At 68.3% G+C, this 23,263-nt stretch carries 22 protein-coding genes; 7 read left to right on the plus strand and 15 right to left on the minus strand.

What is annotated here, in order from left to right; all coding sequences use genetic code 11:
• The first annotated feature begins 8 nt into the window (after window positions 1-8).
• The gene (locus tag NMI01S_RS18560) at window positions 9-971 is read left to right on the plus strand and encodes an aldo/keto reductase (protein ID WP_062998929.1); all 963 of its coding nucleotides are present in this window, start codon (window positions 9-11) and stop codon (window positions 969-971) included.
• Between the two features lie 63 nt (window positions 972-1,034).
• Here NMI01S_RS18560 and coaE read toward each other — a convergent pair whose 3' ends face one another.
• Window positions 1,035-2,231, minus strand: a complete 1,197-nt coding sequence (gene coaE / locus NMI01S_RS18565; protein WP_062998931.1) for a dephospho-CoA kinase — start codon at window positions 2,229-2,231, stop codon at window positions 1,035-1,037.
• Window positions 2,232-2,520: 289 nt separating this feature from the next.
• On the opposite strand from coaE, the gene NMI01S_RS34210 reads away from it, so the two are divergent.
• Window positions 2,521-2,727, plus strand: coding sequence for a hypothetical protein (locus NMI01S_RS34210; protein ID WP_084513066.1), 207 nt, complete (start codon window positions 2,521-2,523; stop codon window positions 2,725-2,727).
• 54 nt (window positions 2,728-2,781) lie between these two features.
• Here the strand turns inward: NMI01S_RS34210 and NMI01S_RS18570 are convergent, their stop codons facing one another.
• Both NMI01S_RS18570 and rpsA read right to left on the minus strand, forming a co-directional pair.
• Window positions 2,782-4,311 carry a phospholipase C gene (locus NMI01S_RS18570; protein WP_062998933.1) on the minus strand — a complete coding sequence of 510 codons (1,530 nt, stop codon included), beginning with the start codon at window positions 4,309-4,311 and terminating at the stop codon, window positions 2,782-2,784.
• A gap of 232 nt (window positions 4,312-4,543) precedes the next feature.
• Window positions 4,544-6,013, minus strand: a complete 1,470-nt coding sequence (rpsA, locus tag NMI01S_RS18575) for a 30S ribosomal protein S1 (RefSeq protein ID WP_036500565.1) — start codon at window positions 6,011-6,013, stop codon at window positions 4,544-4,546.
• Window positions 6,014-6,487: 474 nt separating this feature from the next.
• On the opposite strand from rpsA, the gene NMI01S_RS18580 reads away from it, so the two are divergent.
• Window positions 6,488-7,369 (plus strand): class I SAM-dependent methyltransferase, encoded by an 882-nt coding sequence (locus NMI01S_RS18580; RefSeq protein WP_062998935.1) that lies wholly within the window; start codon window positions 6,488-6,490, stop codon window positions 7,367-7,369.
• On the opposite strand, the gene NMI01S_RS18585 is transcribed toward NMI01S_RS18580, so the two are convergent.
• The 4 genes from NMI01S_RS18585 to NMI01S_RS18600 form a co-directional block, all read right to left on the minus strand.
• Window positions 7,344-8,138, minus strand: coding sequence for a hypothetical protein (locus NMI01S_RS18585; RefSeq protein WP_174554545.1), 795 nt, complete (start codon window positions 8,136-8,138; stop codon window positions 7,344-7,346). The genes NMI01S_RS18580 and NMI01S_RS18585 overlap by 26 nt on opposite strands.
• A gap of 109 nt (window positions 8,139-8,247) precedes the next feature.
• The gene (locus NMI01S_RS18590) at window positions 8,248-8,427 is read right to left on the minus strand and encodes a type II toxin-antitoxin system antitoxin (protein ID WP_062998936.1); all 180 of its coding nucleotides are present in this window, start codon (window positions 8,425-8,427) and stop codon (window positions 8,248-8,250) included.
• A complete protein-coding gene (locus tag NMI01S_RS18595) occupies window positions 8,427-9,365 on the minus strand; it encodes an SPFH domain-containing protein (RefSeq protein ID WP_062998938.1) in 939 nt (312 codons plus the stop codon). The genes NMI01S_RS18590 and NMI01S_RS18595 overlap by 1 nt, the downstream gene beginning before the upstream one ends.
• A gap of 83 nt (window positions 9,366-9,448) precedes the next feature.
• On the minus strand, window positions 9,449-10,813 hold the full coding sequence (locus NMI01S_RS18600; RefSeq protein ID WP_062998940.1) for an FAD-binding oxidoreductase: 1,365 nt from the start codon (window positions 10,811-10,813) through the stop codon (window positions 9,449-9,451).
• Window positions 10,814-10,884: 71 nt separating this feature from the next.
• On the opposite strand from NMI01S_RS18600, the gene NMI01S_RS18605 reads away from it, so the two are divergent.
• Window positions 10,885-11,796, plus strand: coding sequence for a LysR family transcriptional regulator (locus NMI01S_RS18605; protein ID WP_062998942.1), 912 nt, complete (start codon window positions 10,885-10,887; stop codon window positions 11,794-11,796).
• A gap of 120 nt (window positions 11,797-11,916) precedes the next feature.
• On the opposite strand, the gene NMI01S_RS18610 is transcribed toward NMI01S_RS18605, so the two are convergent.
• The gene (locus NMI01S_RS18610; RefSeq protein WP_062998944.1) at window positions 11,917-12,810 is read right to left on the minus strand and encodes a LysR family transcriptional regulator; all 894 of its coding nucleotides are present in this window, start codon (window positions 12,808-12,810) and stop codon (window positions 11,917-11,919) included.
• Between the two features lie 90 nt (window positions 12,811-12,900).
• Between NMI01S_RS18610 and NMI01S_RS18615 the strand changes: the two genes are divergently transcribed.
• Window positions 12,901-13,743, plus strand: coding sequence for an oxidoreductase (locus tag NMI01S_RS18615; RefSeq protein ID WP_062998946.1), 843 nt, complete (start codon window positions 12,901-12,903; stop codon window positions 13,741-13,743).
• A 10-nt stretch (window positions 13,744-13,753) separates the two neighbouring features.
• Here NMI01S_RS18615 and NMI01S_RS18620 read toward each other — a convergent pair whose 3' ends face one another.
• The 4 genes from NMI01S_RS18620 to NMI01S_RS18635 form a co-directional block, all read right to left on the minus strand.
• Window positions 13,754-14,542 carry an amino acid ABC transporter ATP-binding protein gene (locus NMI01S_RS18620; protein ID WP_062998948.1) on the minus strand — a complete coding sequence of 263 codons (789 nt, stop codon included), beginning with the start codon at window positions 14,540-14,542 and terminating at the stop codon, window positions 13,754-13,756.
• The gene (locus NMI01S_RS18625) at window positions 14,539-15,486 is read right to left on the minus strand and encodes an amino acid ABC transporter permease (protein WP_062999790.1); all 948 of its coding nucleotides are present in this window, start codon (window positions 15,484-15,486) and stop codon (window positions 14,539-14,541) included. The genes NMI01S_RS18620 and NMI01S_RS18625 overlap by 4 nt, the downstream gene beginning before the upstream one ends.
• 6 nt (window positions 15,487-15,492) lie before the next feature.
• Window positions 15,493-16,434, minus strand: coding sequence for an ABC transporter substrate-binding protein (locus NMI01S_RS18630; RefSeq protein WP_084513067.1), 942 nt, complete (start codon window positions 16,432-16,434; stop codon window positions 15,493-15,495).
• 118 nt (window positions 16,435-16,552) lie between these two features.
• Complete coding sequence (locus tag NMI01S_RS18635) at window positions 16,553-17,644, minus strand: isocitrate/isopropylmalate dehydrogenase family protein (RefSeq protein WP_439956278.1); 1,092 nt, start codon at window positions 17,642-17,644, stop codon at window positions 16,553-16,555.
• A 157-nt stretch (window positions 17,645-17,801) separates the two neighbouring features.
• Here NMI01S_RS18635 and NMI01S_RS18640 point away from each other — a divergent pair, with 157 nt between their 5' ends.
• Entirely contained in the window at window positions 17,802-18,323 is a 522-nt protein-coding gene (locus NMI01S_RS18640; RefSeq protein WP_062998950.1) for a 2'-5' RNA ligase family protein, read from the plus strand.
• A gap of 77 nt (window positions 18,324-18,400) precedes the next feature.
• Window positions 18,401-18,766 carry a thioredoxin gene (gene trxA / locus NMI01S_RS18645; protein WP_062998952.1) on the plus strand — a complete coding sequence of 122 codons (366 nt, stop codon included), beginning with the start codon at window positions 18,401-18,403 and terminating at the stop codon, window positions 18,764-18,766.
• Window positions 18,767-18,856: 90 nt separating this feature from the next.
• Here the strand turns inward: trxA and NMI01S_RS18650 are convergent, their stop codons facing one another.
• The 3 genes from NMI01S_RS18650 to polA all read right to left on the minus strand — a co-directional run bounded on the left by NMI01S_RS18650 (window position 18,857) and on the right by polA (window position 23,245).
• Entirely contained in the window at window positions 18,857-19,285 is a 429-nt protein-coding gene (locus NMI01S_RS18650) for a 2-isopropylmalate synthase (protein WP_062998954.1), read from the minus strand.
• A gap of 406 nt (window positions 19,286-19,691) precedes the next feature.
• Window positions 19,692-20,336, minus strand: coding sequence for a class I SAM-dependent methyltransferase (locus NMI01S_RS18655; RefSeq protein WP_062998956.1), 645 nt, complete (start codon window positions 20,334-20,336; stop codon window positions 19,692-19,694).
• A gap of 98 nt (window positions 20,337-20,434) precedes the next feature.
• Window positions 20,435-23,245: a DNA polymerase I gene (gene polA, locus NMI01S_RS18660; RefSeq protein WP_084513119.1), complete on the minus strand. Its 2,811-nt coding sequence runs from the start codon at window positions 23,243-23,245 to the stop codon at window positions 20,435-20,437.
• Window positions 23,246-23,263: the final 18 nt, after the last annotated feature.

The following is a 23,263-nucleotide window of genomic DNA, read 5'->3' on the forward strand; positions in this document are numbered from 1 at the left end:
GGAGAGCCATGGGTGAGTCGTCGTCGTTGCGTCGTGTCGGGAGTTCGGGGCTCGCGGTATCGGTCGTCGGGCTGGGCACCAACAATTTCGGGATGAAGCTCGATCTCGAGCAGAGCAGAGCGGTGCTGCACGCCGCGCTCGACCACGGCATCAATCTGATCGACACCGCCGACTCCTACGGGGAATCGGAGCGGCGAATCGGCGAGATCCTGCAGGGCAGACGTGATGACGTCGTCATCGCGACCAAGTTCGGCAACGACGTGCGCCGCCTCGGCGGGGACAACGGCGAGGACTGGGGCGCGCGTGGCTCACGCCGCTACATCCGCCGCGCGGTCGAGCAGTCGCTGCGCCGGCTGCGCACGGACTGGATCGATCTTTACCAGCTCCATCGCCCGGATCCGGCGACACCGATCGAGGAGACGCTGTCCGCGCTGGACGATCTCGTCCACGAGGGCAAGATCCGATACCTGGGCCATTCCAACTTCACCGGCTGGCAGACCGCGGACGCCGAATGGACCGCGCGGACCCGCAATCTCGAGCGGTTCATCAGCGCGCAGAACGAATACAGCCTGCTGCAGCGTGGGATCGAGGCCGACCTGGTGCCGGCCCTCGAGCACTACGGCATCGGGTTGCTCCCCTACTTCCCTTTGGCGAGCGGCCTGCTCACCGGTAAGTACAAACGCGGCGTGCCGGCGCCCGAAGGCAGCAGAATCCAGGCGTGGGGCCGGGAATCCGCACTCACGGACGCGGCTTTCGACATCGTGGAACAGCTGGAGGATTTCGCCGCGCAGCGGTCGATCGCCCTGCTCGACGTCGCCATCGGCGGTCTCGCCGCGCAGCCCGCGGTGAGTTCGGTGATCGCCGGGGCCACCTCACCCGAGCAGGTCGAGGCCAATGTGAGGGCCGGGCAGTGGCAGCCCACCGCCGAGGACCTCGTGGAGATCGACCGGATCACCTCCGTATCGCGCTGACAGCGGAGCGGGCGCCCGGCGGAAGCCCTCGGCCGGTGCGCCCGATCGCGGTGGGAGCCTGTGTCAGCCGCGCGGAACCCGCTCGTAGACCTTGTCGAACCAGGGTTCCTTCACCGACAGGTACGCCTCGACGGCCTCGGCTCCCACCGTGCCCGTCGCCTCCGCCTCTCCGCGGCGCTTGATCTCCAGGTACTCGGCGCGGGCGTCGGCGTCGGCACGCAACCAGTCGCGGAAGTCCAGGGCGAACCGCTGTCCCGGCGAACCGTCCACGCGCACATGGACATTCGCGAGCCGTCCGGGATCGGCGTTGCCGTGCAGACGTTTCGCCCACAGTTCGGCATCGGTGCCCGCAGGGTCCTGAGGCGTCGGCTTCGGGTTGTCGCCGGTGAGCGAGTCGATGAGGGGAAAACCGGCGGCGGCCAGTCGATCTCGCAGCGCGTCGGCCGTCGCGAGGTCGGCGACCGTGATCTGGATGTCGACGACATCCTTGGCGGCCAGCCCCGGTACCGCGGTGGAACCGATGTGATCGATCCGGCGCGCGTCGCCACCGCAGGCCAGCCACAGCCGGCCGATCAACCGCTGCGCCTGCGCCGGCCACTGCGGATCCGGCTCGACCAACCGCACCGGCCCGGTCGAGCGCGCCGGAGTCCGGGTGCGCACATTGTGTTCGAAGGGCAGCAGGCGCTGCTCCCACAGCGCCCGCACCTGCGGCGCCAGCGCCTCGGCATCGGAGTTGTTGTCCAACAGGACATCCGCGGCCGCACGCCGTTGATCGTCACTCGCCTGCGCCTTGATCCGTGCCAGCGCGTCCGCCCGGCTCACGCCACGGAACTGCTCGAGCCGGTGCACGCGAGTCTGCTCGTCGGCCATCACCACCACGACGAGATTCATCATCGCGCCGAGATTGTTCTCGACCAGAAGCGGAACATCCTGCACCACAACGGCGTCCGCGGGCGCGGCGGCGATCAGCTCGGTGGTGCGCCGGCCGACCAGCGGATGGGTGATCGAGTTGAGCGTCGTGCGCGACTGCTCGTCCGCGAAGGCGACCGCCGCGAGCGCCGGGCGGTTCAAACTGCCGTCCTCGGCCAGAATTTCCGGGCCGAACGCCGCGACCAGCGCGGCCAGGCCCTCGGTGCCGGGTTCGACGACCTCGCGGGCGATGGCGTCACTGTCGACCAGCACCGCCCCGTGTTCCACCAGCAGCCGCGCCACCGTCGACTTACCCGCTCCCATGCCTCCGGTGAGACCGATACGCAACATTTCCCCAGTCTCGCATCCACTGCCCGCGTCCGCGCCCGCACCCCGGCTCAGGCCGAGCGGGCCGATTACCCATCGCGTGTTTCTTTTTCACCTCGTCCACGCGGTATTACCCATTCCGTGACGCCGGTGATATCAATTCGCAACTTTCTCCGCCAGATACCGACCTGGAGTTGGCAACTTTCCGACACGCCGGGTCCGAAGTCACGCAAAATCCGCAACCTCACACTTTTGTTCCGCTACTGTTTCGCCGCGGGCGATCCAGGCCATCCGAGCTAGCGAAGGACGATCATTGGGCACCACACACATCCAGTCGGGTCGCCACCGGCTGGGTTTGGCAGGCACCGTGCACTGCATTCGGATACCCGCCGTAGCGGCAGCACTGGCCGAACATCGCCGTTCGTGGTTGACCGCCCTGCTCAGCCCGGCTCGGCACAGCTTCGCGGCCATGCGCAGCCGGGGCGGCGCCACCCGCTGGATTCCCGCCACGGCGAGCTGACCAGTACGTCGAACGTTCGGCGGCCCACCGAGTCTCCGGTGGGCCGCCGGTCTTTCACACCAGACCGCTGGGGTTTCGGCGCGAGCCCGGTTCCTGACTCGGCATCGCATTCGGCGGCACCGGATAGGGAATTCCCTTCCCGGCGGTGCCGAGCGCGATATTCGGCCCACATTGCGCCAGAGCGGCATCCGATTTCGGTGTCGGATCGGTAATTCGCGGCGGCACGGAATCGGGTGCCGAACCGAAATCGAAGGCCGAGGTCATATCGCCGGTGACGCTGCGGCGCCAGGCGGTCAAATTCGGCACGTCCGCACCGAAACGACGTTCCAGCAAACGCAATTGCGAGGTGTGGTCGAACGTCTGCGAGGCAACCAGGCCGCCACGTGAATACGGCGAGATGACGAAACACGGGACGCGGTAACCCAATCCGATCGGGCCCGCGACACCCTTGGCGGCGGGTACCCGGCCGAGGTCCACGGTGAGGTACTCCCCGGGCGTGCCGGGCGGCGGGGTCGGCGGAGTCACGTGGTCGAAGAATCCGCCGTTCTCGTCGTAACTCACGATGAGCGCGGTCTTCTCCCAGACCTTGGGATTGGAGGTGAGGATGTCGAGCACCTGCATGATGCCCACCGCGCCCAAAGCCGGTGGCAGCGCGGGATGTTCGCAGTTGAGCAGCGTCGGGATCACCCACGACACCGAGGGCAGCCGGTCGGCGGCCACGTCCGCGGCGAAGTCCTGCGGATAGACCGGAGCCTTGCCGCGCTTGGCCAGCTCGGAATTCGGGTCCGCGGCCTGTGTGAAGCAGCCCATCATGCCGTCGAGGATCACCGACGAGATCGGGCCGACGTCGCGGTTGTTGTAGATCTTCCAGTCGACGCCGGCCTCGGACAGGTTCTCCGGGTAGGTGCGCCAGCTGAAGGCGTTCTGCGGGATCAGCGTCGGCGTCTCCACGAGCGGACCGCCGGCCAGACCGTCCGGGTCGATGGTGGCGGAGACCCAGTACAGCCGGTTCGGGTCGGTCGGGCCGAGGACCGAGCAGTGGTAGTGGTCGCAGAGGGTGAACGCATCGGCCAGCTCGTGGTGAATGGGGATATCGGCGCGGGTGTAATACCCCATGGCCGCCGGACCGTTGGCAGCGCCGACGCTGGCCACCGACATCGGCATCCAGCGGTCGTTGCGGCCGCCGTTCCACGCCTCGTGCATACCGCCCCAGGAATGATCGGGATCGTTGATGCATTCGCCGTCGAGTGTCGCGCCGCGCGTGGTGTCGAGCCGGAACGGGACGATGAACCCGTCGGCGGTGGGCCCGACGCCGGGTGCGTAGCCGTACTGCTTCCACGCCGGCGAGGCATCGTCGAAACCCCTTACGCCGGACAGGGTTCCGAAGTAGTGGTCGAACGAGCGGTTCTCCTGCATGAGCAGGACGAAATGTTCGATGTCGCCGAGCCCGCCCATGCCCGCCGGGTCGGCCGCGTGCGCACGCTCGATGATCGGGTTCGCCCACGCGGCCAGCGCTCCGACCCCACCGGCCGCCATGGCCTTCGCCAGAAAATCGCGCCTCTTGATGCCGTCGAACAGACCCATGCCGGTGCCGAGACCTTCCGCGTCGGTGAAAACAACAGTGCCGGATGACAAGACCGCGTCAACCGGCAAGACCGTGCCGACTGACAGAGGACAGTGGCAGATCCTCGCCGAGAATAATGGACCGGCGGTAGCGACGCGATGGCGAGGCGGTGGCGACGGGCTGAATGGACGGCCCGGAGATGGGCGAAGGCCCCGGTCCATCGGACCGGGGCCTTCGTTTCAGCTCAGCGAATTACGCGTTGCCGGACAGCTTCTCACGCAGCGCGGCGAGCTGCGCGTCGCTGGCCAGCGAACCACCGGCCGACTCCGAGGAGCTGGAGGACGAGCTCTGCGCGCCGCTCTCGGAGGAGTAGTTACCGGAGGCACCGCCGTTGGCGGCCTCGGCGGCGGCGTCGGCCGCCATCTTCTCCATCTGAGCGGTGTGCATCTTGTGGCGACGCTCGGCCTCGGCGTAGCGGCCTTCCCACTCTTCCCGCTGCTTGTCGAAGCCCTCGAGCCATTCGTTGGTCTCGGGGTCGAAGCCCTCGGGGAAGATGTAGTTGCCCTGCTCGTCGTAGCTGTCGGCCATGCCGTACTTCGACGGGTCGAACTCGGCGTGGTAGTCCTCGTTCGCCTGCTTCAGCGACAGCGAGATCCGGCGACGCTCCAGGTCGATGTCGATGACCTTGACCATCGCGTCGTCGCCCACGGCGACAACCTGGTCCGGCACCTCGACGTGGCGCTCGGCCAGCTCGGAGATGTGCACCAGGCCCTCGATGCCCTCTTCGACGCGCACGAACGCACCGAACGGAACCAGCTTGGTGACCTTGCCGGGCACGATCTGGCCGATGGCGTGGGTACGGGCGAACTGACGCCACGGGTCTTCCTGGGTGGCCTTGAGCGACAGCGAAACCCGCTCGCGGTCCAGGTCGACGTCGAGAACCTCGACGGTGACCTCCATGCCGACCTCGACGACCTCGGACGGGTGGTCGATGTGCTTCCAGGACAGCTCGGAGACGTGCACCAGACCGTCGACGCCGCCGAGATCGACGAACGCGCCGAAGTTGACGATCGAGGACACGACGCCCTTGCGGACCTGGCCCTTCTGCAGCTGGTGCAGGAATTCGCTGCGGACCTCGGACTGGGTCTGCTCCAGCCAGGCGCGGCGGGACAGAACCACGTTGTTGCGGTTCTTGTCCAGCTCGATGATCTTGGCCTCGATCTCCTTGCCGACGTACGGCTGCAGATCGCGGACGCGGCGCATCTCGACCAGGGACGCCGGGAGGAAGCCGCGCAGGCCGATGTCCAGGATCAGACCACCCTTGACGACCTCGATGACGGTGCCCTTGACGGCCTCGTCCTTCTCCTTGAGCTCCTCGATGGTGCCCCACGCACGCTCGTACTGAGCCCGCTTCTTCGACAGGATCAGGCGGCCTTCCTTGTCCTCCTTGGTGAGAACGAGGGCCTCGACCTCATCGCCCACGGAAACGACCTCGGCCGGGTCGACATCGTGTTTGATGGACAGTTCGCGGGAAGGGATGACGCCTTCGGTCTTGTAACCGATGTCGAGCAGAACCTCGTCGCGGTCGACCTTGACGATCGTGCCTTCGACGATATCTCCGTCGTTGAAGTACTTGATCGTCTTGTCGATGGCGGCGAGGAAGTCCTCGGCGGAGCCGATGTCGTTGACGGCTACCTGCGGCGAGGTGACGGTGGTGGGCATATGTTGGGTTGCTCCGGACGGATTGTGGTCGGTAGTGGACATTGGAACTCTCGGTTTTGCTGTGAAGTCACAGCGGTGGAACTACGTTGACGGCCATGCACAGCACATCGCTGCGACACAGCACAACGCTGTACTCACTGCAGAAACTCACAGCACCGGCTGCGAAATCACAGCCCGCGGGCGACTTCCGAAATCCGTAACCCCTGCGCCCGGTACCGAGCGCTACAGTACCGACAGCGGCTACGCAAATGCCGAAGACACTCGCGGGAAACAGCGTACGCGACGTGAGTTACGCCAAGCAAACACGGGTCCCCGCCCGCATCATGATCATACGTCCGCACCGAACACCCTTCCCGCACAGTGTGGTACCCGTCACGGCCGGGACGTGATCACCCCGCTCGCGAGCACCCCGGCGGGCACCTCCCGACGGCGTCCGCGAGGGCCCGCGGTCAGCGGTGCCATACGCTGCGAACCATGTCCGACGACCCGCATCCGGCCCTCCTCGACGACGCTCGCCACGCCCAGGCCAACGCCCTGCTCGGCACCGCGCGGGTGACCCGCGCGAGCGTCGGCTCGGCCGCCAGCGAGCGCGCCAACCGGCGCTGGTGGGATGCCGACGCCGCGCAGTACCACGAGACCCACGCCGATTTCCTGGGCGTCGACTCCGAGGCCGGAGAATTCGTCTGGTGCCCGGAGGGCTTGCACGAAGGCGACTGGCATCTGCTGGGCGAGGTCGCCGGGCGGCGGGTGCTCGAGATCGGCTGCGGATCGGCGCCGTGTTCGCGCTGGCTCGCCGGCCAGGGTGCGCATCCGGTCGGACTGGATCTGTCGCGGGCGATGCTCGACCGCGGACTCGCCGCCATGGCGCGCGGCGGACCGCGGGTGCCACTGGTGCAGGCCGGCGCCGAGTCGCTGCCGTTCGCGGACGAATCGTTCGATCTGGCCTGTTCGGCGTTCGGCGCGATCCCGTTCGTCGCCGATGCCGCCCAGGTGATGCGGGAGGTGGCCCGGGTGCTGCGGCCGGGCGGGCGCTGGGTGTTCTCCGTGAATCACCCGATGCGGTGGATCTTCCCCGACGATCCGGGCCCGGACGGACTGCGCGCCACGATCCCCTATTTCGACCGGACGCCCTACGTCGAGGTCGACGCCGACGACGAACCGATCTACGTCGAACATCACCGCACGATCGGCGATCGGGTCCGCGACATCGTCGGCGCGGGCCTGATCCTGCTCGACATCGTCGAACCCGAATGGCCGGAGTGGCTCGAGCGCGAATGGGGTCAGTGGAGCCCGTTGCGCGGTGAGATCTTCCCCGGCACAGCCATTTTCGTTACCGAGAAGCCGTCGCGGCATTAGCCCGCGCGGCTCGCGGCAGCGGCGGCGGCGCCACCGCCGCCTTGCCGTCGGATACCGAGGTCTGCGCGGGAATGGGCGTGGTCTTGCCGGGATCCGGCTTGGCCACCGGCGTGGCGGATGCCGCGGCGGGTTCCGTCTTACCCGTGGGCGCCGCCTTACCGGTCGACGCCTCCGCGCCGCTCGGGCCCGGGAACGGCGGCAGCGCCGCGAACCGCGGATCGATGCGCGCGGTCCGGCTGACGTGGGTGATCCAGCGCCGCGCGCGGGTCAGCGGATGGTCCGGGAACTGCGGATCCCAGCGCGCGTCGTCGGCGATGTTGTAGGGCAGCTTGCCCTTGACCTCGGGCGCGTACGGATGCGGCGGGAACATGTTCGCGAAGCCGACCTTCGGCACGACCGCGGCCTCGCGGACGCCGGACCGGCCGGTTTCGGGGCACATGATCTTCACGATCGCGCTGCACCCGGCCTTGGGCACGACGATTCCGGCGGTGAAGCCCAGTCCCGTCGCCTGATCGGCCAGCGGGAACTTCTCCAGCCGCAGCAGGGCCGGCTGGGAGTCCACGCTGATGGCATGTGCCTCGATCAGGCAGCCGAACTCGGCCTGCAGTTCGGTGAGGCGGCGGCGCAACGTGTCGATGTCGGACAGCGGGGCGGGTAAGTCCGGTACCAGATCGATATAGCTCAGCGTGATGATGTCACGGGTGGCCGGATTCCCCCACGTGGTCTGGTCAAGCTGCTGCAGTCCCCCGGTTTCGAACACGATTGGCACGCCACCAAGCTACCCATTCGTGACCTTTTCGCACTTCCTGGGGCGTTTTGTGTTCAAGGCGTGACCACCTGGTAATAAATACCGGACGAAACGGGTGTCAGGTTTGTTTTTATTCGGGGGTCTCCCCGGCCCGCCGCGGGGAGCGCCCCACCTGATCGAGCGCCATCCGCAGGGCGTACTCGATCTGAGCGTTGATGCTGCGCAGGTCGTCGGCCGCCCACTTGGCTATCGCCTCGTGGACGGCCGGATCGAGCCGGACGAGCACCTTCTTGGGCTCGCGCTTGGCCATCAGGAGTAGAGCGTTCCGGTGTTGACGACCGGCTGGGCGGACCGATCGCCACACAGCACCACCAGCAGATTCGACACCATCGACGCCCGCCGCTCCTCGTCCAGGTCGACCATGCCCTCCTCGGTGAGCCGCTGCAGCGCCATGCCCACCATGCCGACCGCACCTTCCACGATGCGGCTGCGCGCGGCCACCACCTGCGCGGCCTGCTGGCGGACCAGCATCGACTGGGCGATCTCCGGCGCGTACGCCAGGTGCGTGATGCGCGCCTCGAGAATCTCGATACCCGCGAGCGCGGTGCGCTCGCGCAGTTCCGTGGTCAGTTCCTCCGCGACCTCGGCGCCGTTGCGCAGGCTGGTCGGAGCCGGGTCGCCGGCCCCCGCGAGAGCGGGCGTCACCGCCACGGCCGCGGGCAGCACATCGGGGGCGGCGTCGTAGGGGTGCACGGTGGCCAGGTGCCGGACCGCGGCCTCGGACTGGGTCTGCACGTACTCCTCGTAGTCGTCGACGGCGAAGGCGGATTTGAAGCTGTCCACGACCCGGTAGACCACCACGGCGGCGATCTCCACCGGATTACCGTCGAAATCGTTGACCTTCAACTTCTGCGTCTCGAAGTTGCGGACCCGCAACGAGATTCGCCGCCTGGTGGTCAGCGGCAGGGTCCAGAAGAAGCCCGCGTCGGCGACCGAGCCGACGTAGCGGCCGAAGAACTGCAGCACCTTGGCCTCGTTCGGGCCGACCGTGGTGAGCCCGGTCAGCAGGATCACCGCGACCGCGAGGATCACATAGCCCGCGACCGCTCCGATCGCCGCACCGGCACCCCCGCCCGAACCGGCGGCACTGGAGGCGGCGACCCCGCCGATCAGTCCGGCGGTGCCGACCACCAGCAGCACCAACAGCATCAAGAACCCGTTCAGCCGGAAGGCCGGACGCAGCGACATGACATCCTCCCAATATTGAAGTGATATCACGACGATAGCGCAGCGATACTCCCGGCGACAAGGGGCCGGGTCGCCGGAGCAGCTCAGGCGGGCCGGATGTTGCGGTTGAAACGGAACAGGTTGGCCGGGTCGTATTCGGACTTCAGCGCTTGCAGCCGGTCGTACGTCGGCGCGGCGTATCCGGCGCGGGTCTGGTTCTCGTCGGCCCACTCCCCGGCGCCGTACAGGAAGTTCAGATTGTGGCCGATCGTCCACGGCGCCAACGTCTTCGCGACCAGGTCGTGGTAGCCGCGCAGATCCGGGCCGTCCGAGTTCGGCATCGTGATGACGCGCGCGTTGTATTCGGCCTCCCGGTGATCCATCGCGATACCCGCCGGACCGGGACGGCGCAGCGCACCGCCGAGATGCCGGAAGCCCGCCACCGCCGCGACCGGCGCCTCGGGGCCGGTGACATCGAGGAAGGCCGCCGCCGCGTCCGCGGTCAGATCCGACAGCAGGGCATTGGTCGCGGTATAGGCGTGCGGGAAGCTCGGGTCGCGGTAGATGCCGTGCGTGTCGCGATAGGGCATAGTCCGCAGGTCGTCGGCGATCCGGGCACCCACCTCGCGCAGCGGCCGGACCAGCCGCTCACCGTCGGCCGCCGACCCGGTGAAGGCGATGTTGACGGTGGCCAGGTAGCGCCCGCGCAGCGGTTCCGGAATCGCCGGGACGTCGGGCATCGTCATCATGGTGATCGCCGAGGTCATCTCCTCGGGAACCTCGGCGGTCCACTGCCGCCAGGCCTCGAGCGCGGGTTCGACCAGCGGGGTGTCGAAGGTGAGCTGTCCGCCGTAGACCTCGGTGATCGGGAACAGTTCGAGCTCCATGCCGGTGACCACACCGAAGTTGCCGCCGGACCCCAGTGCGGCACCGAACAATTCGTCACCGGGGGTGAGGCGGCGCAGCCGTCCGTCGGCCGTCACCAGTTCCAGGACGCGGACGTGGTCGGCGGCGTAGCCGAAGGTGCGCGCCAGAATGCCGAGTCCGCCACCCAGGTGATAACCGACCACACCGACCGAGGGCGAGGAGCCGTTCAGCGGCGCCAGATTGTGCGCGACCGCCGCCGCGATCAGTGCCTCGGCCTGCACACCGGCGGCCACCCAGGCGGTGCGGGCTTCCGGATCGACGCGCACGTCGGTCATCCGGCGCGTGCTGATCAGCACACCGCCCGCGGCCGGCACGGAGAGCCCATGCCCGGTCGCCTGGACCGCGACGGGCAGCCCGTGCCGGGCGGCGAATTCCACGGCCGCGCGCACATCCTCGGCGTGGACCGCGCCGACGACCAGGTCCGGCCGGTGCGTGTAGGCGGTCTGGAAGCCGGAGACCTCGGCGTCGTAGCCGTCCGCACCCGGTCGGAAGACCGGGCCGGTGACGGTGGGCAGTTCGGCGGGGAAGGTCGAGTTCGTCATGTCCTGAACTCTGCCGCCGCGCGAATGAGAAGTAAAACAGATAGTTCTTCTCGATACTAGAATGAACAGTTATGGAACTGCGGCAGTTACGCTACTTCGTCACCGTCGCCGAGGAGGCGAATTTCACCCGGGCGGCCCAGCGCCTGCATCTGGCGCAACCCGGTCTCTCGGCGCAGATCCGGCAGCTGGAACGGGAATTGGGTCAGCCCTTGCTGGACCGGTCGGGACGCACCGTGACACTGACCCCCGCCGGCGCCGCCGTGCTGCCGTACGCACAATCGGCATTGACTGCGGCACAACAGATCTCGTTCACCGTCGACGAGTTCACCGGACTGTTGCGGGGGCAGGTGCGTATCGGCCTGATCTCCGGGGCGGCGACCGAGGAGTTCGACGTCGCGACGGTCCTGTCGGCCTTCCACCGGGATCATCCGCAGGTCGGTATCACCCTCACCGAGGACACCACGGAGCGGATGCTCGCCGCGCTGGCCCACGGCGAACTCGATATCGCCCTGGTCGGGCTGACCGGCGCGGAACTCGACGAGCGCCTGGCCGTCGACATCGTCTTCGAGACGCGCCTGGCCGCGGCCGTAGCGCGCGACGACCACGAATTCGGCTCGCGGATCGCGCTGACCGAGTTGCGTGAGCGCTCCCTGATCTGCCTGCCGCGAGGCACCGGAATTCGTGGCGTGCTCGAACATTGCTGTGCCGCTGCGGGATTCACTCCGAAGATCGAGTTCGAGGCCGCCGCGCCGCCGCTGCTCGTTCAGCTGGCGGCCGGTGGGCTGGGAATCGCCGTGGTTCCGGCCCTCGACGCCACCCACGCCGAGGCCGCGGGAGTCCGGATGATCGAGATCACCGACCCGGAGTTGCACGGACAACTCGGCCTGGTGTGGCGTTCGGATCGACCGGCGGCGCCGGCCGCGAAGGTACTGCTCGGGCAGTTGCGGATCGCCCTGGGCCACCGCAGGGCGGGGCACCGCTGAGACGGGGCATGCGATGGCGGCCCCCGGTGCGCGGAACTCGAGGCGTCTACCGGCCCGCGCGCCGACGTCCCGACTCGGCGGGCGCGGCCGCGAGGCGAGCCGCTCGCGTCCGCCGACGGCTCATCCGGCACCGACCGCCGAGCGGCACGCATCGATATATCCGCGGACGAGCGGGCGGGAGTCGCCGCGCCGCCACGCCAGCGCCAGTTCGCTCGGGCCGATGCCGCGTACTTCGCGGGCCACCACGCCCTCGTGCGCGATGAGCGGAACATTGCCTGCCGCGAGAAGCACCACACCGTCACCGTTCAGCAGTGCCTCGTAGGTTTCCTCGGTGCTGGAGATCACCGCCCCGATGACCGGGGCACGGCCGCCACGTGCGTCGACGGCCAGCCAGTAGTCACGCAACTCGGCCGCCGACTCCGGCAGCGCGAGGAACGGTTCCTCGAGCAGGTCTGCGAAATCCACCACCGAATGCGCTGCGAGAGGGTGATTTTCGGGCAGCGCCACCATGCGCGGTTCGCGTGCCACCACGATCCAGTCGTAGCGGTCCGGCTGGGCCAGTGGCAGCCAGACGAAGGCGACATCGGCGCCGGCATCGGCCAGTCCGGCGGTCGGATCGGACCAGCCCAGTTGACGCAGCGCGGGTTTCGCATGCGGGAACGCGGTGGCGAACCGGGACCTCACGGCCGGCAGCAAACCGCGCCCCGGGCTGGTACTGATCCCGATGGTCAGGGTGGCATGCTGGCCGGCCTTCGCGGCCTCCACCTCGGCACGCGCGCTGTCCCAGTCCGCCAGCAGCTTTCGCGCATGCGGCAGCAGCGTCCGGCCCACCGGAGTGAGGCGGACCGCCCGGCCGTCGCGATCGAACAGCGGCGCCCCGATCTGGCGTTCCAGGGCGCGGATCTGCTTCGACAGCGCGGGCTGGGAGATGAACAGAGCCTCGGCCGCACGGGTGAAGTTCAGTTCGTCGGCGACGGCGACGAAGTACCGCAGATCACGCCCGTGCACATCCATAACCCATGGTTATAGCGAAAGGTCTTGGACTCCACCACTGGGGACAGGCAAAGATTTCTCTCGTACCCAGAACTATCGAGGAGAGTTTCCGTGAGCACAGGTAAGGTCTGGCTGATCACCGGCGCCAGTAGCGGTTTCGGCCGCGCGATCGCTCAGGACGCGATCGACGCCGGCGATATCGTCGTCGCGGTCGCCCGCCGCACCGCGGCGCTGGACGATCTGGTCGCCGCCCACCCCGATCGCATCGAGGCCGTCGCCCTCGACGTCACCGACACTGCCCGCATCGACGCGGTCGTCACCGATGTGATCGCCCGATACGGCCGCATCGACGTGCTGGTCAACAATGCCGGCCGCACCCAGGTCGGCGCGGTCGAGGAAACCACCGACCGGGAGTTGCGTGACCTGTTCGATCTGCACGTCTTCGGTCCCGCCGCGCTCACCCGCGCCGTCCTGCCGCAGATGCGCGCCCAGGGCAGCGGGGCGATCGTCATGATGAGCAGTGTCGGCGGCCAGATGTCGTTCGCCGGCTTCTCCGCCTACAGCGCCACCAAATTCGCGCTGGAGGGGTTGTCGGAGGCGCTGGCCGACGAGGTGGCGCCGTTCGGCATCCGAGTGCTCGTCGTGGAGCCGGGCGCCTTCCGCACCGGCCTGTTCGGTTCCGGCGCAGCCTATTTCAGCGCCGAATCCGACGTCTACGCCGACACCGCCGGCAAGACCCGCCGCATGATCGAGGGCGGCGACGGCACCCAGCCCGGCGACCCGGCCAAGGCCGCGGCCGCTATCCGCGCCGCACTCGAAGCCGAGCGCACCCCGCTGCGGCTGCCGCTGGGCAGCGATTCGGTCGACACCCTGCTCGGCCACCTCGACTCCGTGCGCGCCGACATCGGCGAATGGGAGAAGGTCTCGCGCGCAACGGCGTTCGACGAGGACTGACCCTCGTTTCCTACAGGATGCGGGACAGGAAGGCCTGGGTTCGCTCGTGCTGCGGATTCGCCAGCACCTCGCGCGGATCCCCGGCCTCCACCACCACTCCCCCGTCCATGAACACCAGCTGGTCGGCGACCTCGCGGGCGAAACCCATTTCGTGCGTGACGACCACCATCGTCATGCCCGATTGCGCCAATTCGCGCATGACCGTGAGGACTTCGCCGACCAGTTCGGGATCCAGAGCCGAGGTGGGCTCGTCGAACAGCATCAGCTTCGGATCCATCGCCAAGGCGCGGGCGATGGCGACGCGCTGCTGCTGGCCGCCCGACAGCTGCGCGGGATAGGCATCGGCCTTGTCCGCCAAGCCGACTCGATCGAGCAGTTCCCGAGCGCGAGCGACCGCCTTGGCGCGGGAGATCTTCTTCACATGAATCGGCGCCTCGACCACATTCGCCAGCGCCGTGCGATGCGGGAACAGGTTGAAGTGCTGGAAGACCATGCCGACGTCACGACGCTGGCGCGCCGACTCGCGCGGCCGCAACTCGTAGAGTTTGCCGCCGCGCTCGCGATAGCCCACCAGATCGCCGTCGACGTAGAGCCGCCCGGCATTCACCCGTTCCAGATGGTTGATACAGCGCAGAAAGGTCGACTTGCCGGAGCCGGACGGGCCGATCAGGCACATCACCTGCCCGCGCGCGACCTCGAGCGACACCCCCTGCAACACCTGCAGCGCACCGAAGTTCTTGCACACCCGCTCGGCGCGGATCATCGGGACATCGGCCGAAGCCGCCGTGGCGCTGCTCATTTACCGGCCTCCGTGATCTGCTGAGCGGTGGCCAGCGCGCGCAGCTGCCGGCCGGTCAACTGCCGTGTCACCCCGCGCGAGTAGTACCGCTCGAGATAGAACTGGCCGACCATCAGCACACTGGTGATCGCCAGATACCAGGTCGCGCTGACCAGCAGCAGCGGGATCGGCTGGAAGTTGATGCCGTAGATATCGCGGGCGCGGCCGTACAGATCGGTGGTCAGCGGGATCGCGGTGACCAGTGAGGTGGTCTTCAACATGGAGATCAGCTCGTTGCCGGTGGGCGGGATGATCACCCGCATCGCCTGCGGCAACACCGTGCGCCGCATGGTCTGCCCCCACGACATACCCAGCGCCACCGACGCCTCACGCTGCCCCTCACCCACCGAATTGACTCCGGCACGCACGATCTCGGCCATGTAGGCGGCCTCGTTCAGTCCCAGGCCGATCATGGCGAAGATGAACGGCTGCGACCAGTCCTGAACATCCCACTGCACGAAACTGGGCCCGCCGAACGGGATGCCGAGTTGAACCGATTTGTACAGCGCCGGGAACAGACCCCAGAAGACGAGCTGGATGTACACCGGGGTGCCGCGGAAGATCCACAGATACACCCACGACACCGACCGCAGCACCGGATTGGGCGACAGCCGCATCACCGCGAGGATCACACCGAGCACGACGCCGATCGCCATCGCCAGCACGGTCAGTTCGAGGGTGACCACCGCCCCCTCGGATATCCGCCGATCGAACAGATACTTCCAGTAGGTGTCCCAGCGATAGGCCGGATTGGTGGCGGCGCCGTAGACGAACAGCCCGAGCAGGATCAGCAGCACCGCCGCGGCGATCCAGCGTCCCGGCCGCCGCAGCGGTACGGCCTCGATCGGCTCCGGCATCGAGGCCTCGGGCCCGGTCTGCGAGCCGGCGGGGGGTTGCGCGGACATGTGCACTCAGCCTTTCGCGCCGTTGATGACCGACGTGGTGATCGCTCCGGCCTCCACGCCCCAGTTCTGCGCGATGGTGCGATAGACGCCGGAATCGATCAGATGCTGCAGCGCCGCTTGCAGCACCGGGGCCAGCGGCGAACCCTTCGGCACCGGCCAGCCGTAGGGTTCGGCCTCGAAGACCGGACCCGCGGCCTCGATGGTGTCGGGATTGCGCTTGATCGCGTACGCGGTGACCGGCGAGTCGGCGGACATGGCGTCCACTTGGCCGAGGACCAGTGCGGTGGCCGCCGCACTCTGTTCGTCGTAGGACATCTTGTGGATCTCGGGCTTGCCGGCATCGGTGCAGGCCTTCGATTTCGCCGGGATCTCGTCGATGTCCTCGGTGGTGGTGCGCTGCACGGCGACCTTCTTGCCGCAGGCGTTGTTCGGATCGATGGGACGGCCCTTGCGTTGTGCCCACTGGATGCCGGCGGAGAAATAGTCGACGAAGTCGACGGTCTTCTCCCGTGTCAGATTGTCGGTGAACGACGACATGCCCACATCGACGGTGCCGGCCTCGATCGCGGGAATGATCTTCTCGAAGTCGGCTTCCTGATAGTCGGCGCGCACACCGAGCACGCCCGCGACCGCATCCATCAGATCGACGTCGAATCCGATGATCTGCCCGGTGTGCGGATCCCGGTACTCGTTGGGCTGATACGGAACGTTCACACCGACCACGAGCCGTCCCGCCTGCGCGATCTTCGGCGGCAGCTGCGCGGCGATCGACTCGACCTTCGTCACCGGCACCTTGGGCACCTTCGGCGATTCGTCCTCGGTGTTGTCCGCGCATCCCGCTGCCAGCACCGCCGCACCGACGATCACGCACGCGGCTCGCAGGATGTACCCGCGGGCGCCGAGTCGAACTGACACGCGGCCCTCCGTATTCGCGCGACCCGCCACCATGGGCGGATCGCCGTGTAGCAATGCAGCCATCGAAAATCTAGGCGATCGGCACGGGATGCGCCGGTCGGTTACCGAAGGTTAATGCGCGCCGCGACCGGCGGCAGGGGTACACGCCGATTCACCGGCGATGCACGCGTGCCCGGACCTGCTCGGTGAATTCACTGGTCGAGGCCAGTCCGCCGAGGTCGGCGGTGGCGATACCGGCCGCCAGGGTCGCCGCCACCGCACGCTCGATCCGGTCGCCCGCGCCGAGCAGCGCCGGATCGCCGTCACGGGTGCCCAGCCAGCGCAGCAGCATCGCGGCCGACAGGTGCAGGGCGCCCGGATTCGCCCGGTTACGCCCCGCCAGCGCGGGCGCCGCGCCGTGCACCGCCTGCGCCATCGCCTTGTCGGCCGAGCAGTTCAGCGAGGCCGCCAGGCCCAGCGAACCGGCGAGTTCCCCCGCGAGGTCGGAAAGTATGTCGCCGAACAGGTTCTCGGTCACCAGGACGTCATAGTCACCGGGCGCCCGGACCAGATGGGCCGCCGCGGCGTCGACATGTTCGTCGTCGACCTCGACGCCCGAGTAGCCGGCGGCCACCTCCGAGCAGACGTCGCGGAACAGACCCATCGTCATCGGCAGCACATTCGCCTTGTGCACGATCGTCAACCGGCCACGCCGGGCCGCCGCCAGCGCGCAGGCCTGATGCGCGATGCGTTCGCAGGCGACCCGGGTGATCACGGCCACGGCCATCGCCACATCGGCGGTGGGCCGGAATTCGCCCGAACCGGCGAACATGTTGCGGTCGGCGTAGAAGCCCTCGCTGTTCTCGCGCACGATCACGAGGTCGATGTCCTTCGCCGCCGCCCGCACGCCCGGAAAGGTCCGAGCCGGGCGGATATTCGCGTACAGGCCGAAGCGTTTGCGGATCGCCCCGCCCGGCGGGGCCCCGATGCGGTGCTGCGGCGCGTAGGAGACGTTGTCGTGCGGACCGAGAATCCAGGCGTCGAGGTCGGCGAGAGCCGACAGCGTGCTCTCCGGCAGGGGTTCCCCGCATTCGGCGATGGCCGCATGCCCGATCGGCAGTTCGACCCATTCCGGCGTGGGCGCGCCGGCCGCGGCGAGAGCCTCGTCCACCACCGCCCGGGTCGCCTGGACCACCTCCGGCCCGATGCCGTCGCCCTCGATCAGCCCGAGCCGCACCACCCGCCGCGCATCCACCGCGCTCACTCCTCTGCTCGCACCCCGTCCCGGCCGGTCCGCGGCCCGGCACACCGGGTCACCCTATTGGGTGGCGCGTCATCCGGCTCACCGCGGGCCCGGGCGCCGGCGAAGCCGGGTATTCGACGCACCGCACGCGATCCCCGCGCGTAAATTGGCCTGAATCATGGTGCAGTCGGTGGAGCTGGTGCTCGACGAGGCGGCGGAGGCCGAGATTCGCCGGCAGTGGCGCATGCTGGCCGAGGCCGGAATGCACAGTCCCACACCGGAACACCGGCCGCACATCACCGTGGCGGTCGCCCGCGAGATCTGGCCCCGGCTGGACCGGACACTGGCCGCCCTTCCGTTCCGCCCGCTCCCGATCAGGCTGGGCGGCCTGCTGATATTCGGCGCCCGGCATCCCATTCTGGTACGGCTGGTGGTGCCCACCGAGGACCTGCTGACGATGCAACGGTGCATCGCGGCGGTCGTCGACGCGTGCCCCGGCGTTCCGGCGACCATGTGCCCGGACGCGTGGACGCCGCACGTGACGCTGGCACGGCGGCTGAGACCGGAGCACTGGCCCGCGGCGATCGACGCGGTGGCCGCCGAGCGGGATTTGGCGGCTACCGTGGTGGGTATTCGGCGGTGGGACGGTGATCGGCGGATCGAGTGGCCGATCGCCCCAGGGGGTGGGGACCACGGTTGAGCCAGCGGACGCCGGCCGCACGGAAGATACGCGCAGCGTCCCGCGTTGCACCGCATACAACGACACGAGAGGAACCCATGGCCACCCAGACCCTGACCGCGCAGAACTTCGACGAGATTGTGACCGGAAACGACGTCGTACTCGTCGATTTCTGGGCCGATTGGTGCGGGCCCTGCAAGGCGTTCGCGCCCACTTTCGAGGCGTCCTCGGAACAGCATCCCGATGTCGTCCACGGCAAGGTCGACACCGAGGCCGAGCAGAGCCTCGCCGCCGCCGCCAACATCCGCTCCATCCCCACGATCATGGCCTTCCGCGAGGGTGTCCTGGTCTTCGCGCAGCCGGGCGCACTGCCGCCGGCCGCGCTGGAGGATCTGGTCTCCCAGGTGAAGGCGCTCGATATGGAAGAGGTGCGCAAGCAGCTCGCCGAACAGCAGCAGAGCTGACTCGCCGGAACCGGTGCCGCATCCCGATTTCTCACGAAACGGAATGCGGCACCGGCCTTTTCGCCTGTCGGCCCGGTTGCCGAGCTCGGCTCAGTTCCCGAGTTTGTTGATGCCCGCGATCATAGCCCGGACGGTCGACTCCGGCCCGTCCCCGGCGAGCGCGGCGCCCCAGCCTCGGCGGCCGTTGCATTCGCACTGCACGAAGGTGGCGGTGCCGCTGCCGGTGCGCCGCTGGTGGAACTGCAGAATCTCCACCGGATAGCCCTCGTCGTAGAGCGCCGAGGTCAACGCGGCGACCGGGCTACCGGCGGACACCACGGTCCGCGCATGTCCGGCCAGTTCGAGGGTGGCGGTATAGGTCGCCCGCTGTTCGGCCCGCGCCCAGTCGCTGAGCTTGACCGGGCCGGTGTGCGCGCAGTAGCGGTCGTAGAACTCCGCGGGCGACAGGTCGGCGGATTCGGCGCGCAGCCCCTTGGGCGCGGCCGCGATGAAGGCATGTGTATCGATAGTGATCGTCATTGGACTAGGTCTTCCCGAAGCTTTGTCGTTGGTCGGATGACAGAGGGGACCAGCGCAAACACTTGTCAACGGCCGCAGCGAGGGGGCCGGTCCGAATCAGCTCCCGCTACGGCGAGGTACTACGAGAAGTCGCGCCGCAGCCACCATCGCGGTAAGCGGAAGGAGCACCACGCGGTCGCGGTCGGCGACGTTGCGCGCGGCGCTGTGGCTTGCGGCGGGATTCGGCACGGCTTCGAGAATATGGACTCGTCGCGACGATGGCAACAATATTGCGGCGGAACCAACGAGTAACTTCGTCACATTTTCGAGTGAACGGTATGCCAACGGACAGTGCCGTGGTGAGCGCCGCATTCGCCCAGGCCACAGCGGGTCCACAGGATGTGCGGCGGACAGGTTCGGCGTGTCGTCACCGGGGTTGCGCGGGTTTGTCCCACCGCAACAGATAGCGCCAGAACACCAGTCGGCGCACCCGCGCGCCCGGCAGGAGGTCGTGCGACCGGCGGGCGACCTCGCGGGTGGTGAGTGGCGGATCGAGCACGACCGGCATCGCCGCATGCGTGGGCTCGTGGGCGTACCAGGCGCCGCGGCCCGTCGCACGCAGCGTCGCGAAAGCCAGGCCGAAGAGGCGTTGCGCGAGTACCGCCGTGACTTCGGCGGGCAGTTCACGCAGTGGATCGGCCCGCGGCAGCGCGATCACCGCGAGTACCCCGCCCGGCCGTAGCGTGTGCGCGAGCCGCGGCAGCACCTGGTCGAGAGGCAGGTGGTGGAGGGTGGTGAGCGATACGACGGCGTCGTAGGCGGCCTCCGGCAGCGGGTGATCGAGTATGTCGGCCCGCGCGCAGGCGACGTTGTCCGGGACGACGCGGCGGGCCGCCTCGATCATCTCCGGCGACCGGTCCACCGCGTCGACACGGTCGGCACGCCGCGCCAGCTCGGCCGCCAAAGCGCCTGCCCCGCAACCGACTTCGAGGATTCGCTCACAGTGCTGCGGCAGCTGTCGCAGCAGCGTCCGATGATAGAAGGCGTTGTGATCCCACTCCCATACACCCATCGCGCCACCCTACGATGCGGCCGGTCGGCCGCGCACCGATCGGCGTGCCGCCGGCACACCACTGGGCCGGGCACTCCGAGGTCGGCGCCGCGCCCCGGTCAGTGCGCGGCCGAGTCCCAGCTGCGGCCCACGCCGACGGAGACCTCGAGCGGCACCGACAGATCGATGGCGCTTGACATCTGTTCGCGGGCAAGCGATTCCAGCGCCTCCCGCTCACCCGCGGCGACCTCGAAGACGAGTTCGTCGTGGATCTGCAGCAGCATGCGCGACCGCAAGCCCGCCTCGGCGATGGCGGCCTGGGTGTTGATCATCGCCACCTTGATGATGTCGGCGGCGGTGCCCTGGATGGGCGCGTTGAGCGCCATCCGCTCGGCGGCCTCGCGGCGCTGGCGGTTGCTGGAATCCAAGTCGGGCAGATAGCGGCGACGGCCGAACAGCGTCTCGGTGTAGCCGACCTTGCGCGCCTGGTCCACCGCGTCGCGCAGATAGTCACGAATCGCGCCGAAACGGGAGAAATAGACCTCCATCTGCGCCTTCGCCTCCTCGGCGCTGATCCGCAGCTGCTGCGAGAGCCCGTACGCGGACAAGCCGTAGGCCAGGCCGTAGGACATCGCCTTGATCCGGCGGCGCATCTCCGGGTGCACGTCGGCGATCGGGATGTCGAACGCCTTGGACGCGACGAAGCTGTGCAGGTCCTCGCCCGAGTTGAACGCCTCGATCAGCCCGGCGTCCTTGGACAGGTGCGCCATGATCCGCATCTCGATCTGGCTGTAGTCCGCCGTCATCAGCGACTCGTAGCCGGGGCCGACGACGAAGGTGTCGCGAATGCGCCGGCCCGTGTCGGTGCGGATCGGGATGTTCTGCAGATTCGGCTCGGTCGAGGACAACCGGCCGGTGGCGGCGATGGTCTGGTTGAACGTGGTGTGGATGCGGCCGTCGTCGGCGACCGACTTCAGCAGGCCGTCCACGGTGACCTTGAGGCGGGTGGCGTCGCGGTGCGCCAGCAGATGTTCGAGGAAGGGATGCTGGGTCTTCTCGAACAGGGACTCGAGCGCGTCGGCGTCGGTGGTGTAACCGGTCTTGGTCCGCTTCGTCTTGGGCATGTCCAGTTTGTCGAACAGCACCACCTGCAGCTGCTTCGGCGAGCCGAGGTTGATCTGCTCACCGATCACCTCGTAGGCGGCGTCCGCGGCCGAGGCCACCCGGTCGGCGAATTCGCGCTGCAACTCGTCCAGTTTGTCGCAGTCCACGGCGATGCCGGCGTGCTCGAGTTCGGCCAGCACGCCCAGCAGCGGCAGTTCCATCTCGGTGAGCAACGGGACGGATTCGATGCGGTCGAGTTCGGTGTCGAACGCCTCGGCCAGATCGGCCACCGCGCGGGCGCGCAGGATCTCGGCCTGCGCCAGTTCGGTGTCGACCTGATCTTCGTCGTCGAGCAGCGACAACTGGGCGTCCTCGGCGGCTTCGACCCGCAACTCCCGCGACAAATACCGCAACGACAGATCGTCGAGGTTGAAGGTGCGCTGCCCGGGCCGCACCAGATAGGCCGCGAGCGCGGTGTCGCTGGTGAGCCCGGCCAACCGCCAGCCGCGCCCGCGCAGGGCATGGATGGCCGCCTTGGCCTCGTGCACGGCCTTCGGGGTCTCGGCGTCGGCGAGCCAGCGACCGATGGCGAGTTCGTCCTCGGGGGTCAGCGCGACCACGTCGAAGTAGCCGCCCTCACCGTCGGCGGCGGCGATCGCGATCGCCTTCACATCACCCTGCACCGGAGTGGTCGTCCCCACGATCGAAACGCCGTGGCGTGCATCGGTTTTCGCATGCTCGGCCAGCCAGTCCGCGGCGGCGCCGGGCGCGACCGGGCCGCCGCTGATCTCGAAACCGCTCTCGGCCTCCGGCTCGGGCGGCGCCAGCGTCTCGAACAGCCGGTCCCGCAGCACCCGGAACTCGAGATCGTCGAACAGGCGGTGGATCTTGTCGCGATCCCACGGCTGCTGGGCCAGCTGCTCCGGGGTGTACGGCAGCGGAACATCCTTGACCATCTCGGTGAGCTGCCGATTGAGCACCACACTGGACAGGTTCGCGCGCAGTGCGTCGCCGACCTTGCCGCGCACCTCGTCGACCCGTTCGACCAGGGTGGGCAGATCGCCGAATTCGCGAACCCACTTGGTCGCCGTCTTCTCCCCCACGCCCGGAATGCCCGGCAGATTGTCACTCGGGTCGCCACGCAGGGCCGCGAAATCCGGGTACTGGGCCGGGGTCAGGCCGTACTTCTCCTCGACCGCCTCCGGCGTGAACCGGGTGAGCTCGGAGACACCCTTCTTCGGGTACAGCACGGTGACATCGGGATTGACCAGTTGCAGCGAATCCCGGTCGCCGGTGACGATGAGCACCCGGAAACCTTGCGGCACAGCCTGAGTCGCGAGGGTGGCGATGATGTCGTCGGCCTCGTAGCCCTCGATGGCCATCACCGGGATGCCGAGCGCGCCGAGCACCTCCTGCGTGATCTCCACCTGTCCGCGGAATTCGTCGGGCGTGGAGATGCGGTTGGCCTTGTACTCCGGATAGGCCTCGACCCGGAAGGTCTTCCGGCTGACGTCGAACGCGGCCGCCACATGGGTCGGCCGCTCGTCGCGCAACAGGTTGATCAGCATGGCCGTGAAGCCGTAGACGGCGTTGGTGGTCTGCCCGGTGACGGTCTTGAAGTTCTCCGCCGGTAGCGCGTAGAAGGCGCGGTAGGCCAGGGAATGGCCGTCCAGCAACAACAGCGTGGGACGCTCGCCGGGAGCACCCGCCGCCGTACTGCCGGCTTTCGGCGCTGCCGCTGCGGCGGTGGTGGACGACACACTGCCCTGACGCTGATCGGTGGAGGCTGGAGTCACGGCACAGAGTCTAGGGACAGGCACCGACATCCCCGGCCACCGGGCACG

It is taken from the genome of Nocardia mikamii NBRC 108933 (assembly GCF_001613505.1).
GTDB lineage: Bacteria > Actinomycetota > Actinomycetes > Mycobacteriales > Mycobacteriaceae > Nocardia > Nocardia mikamii.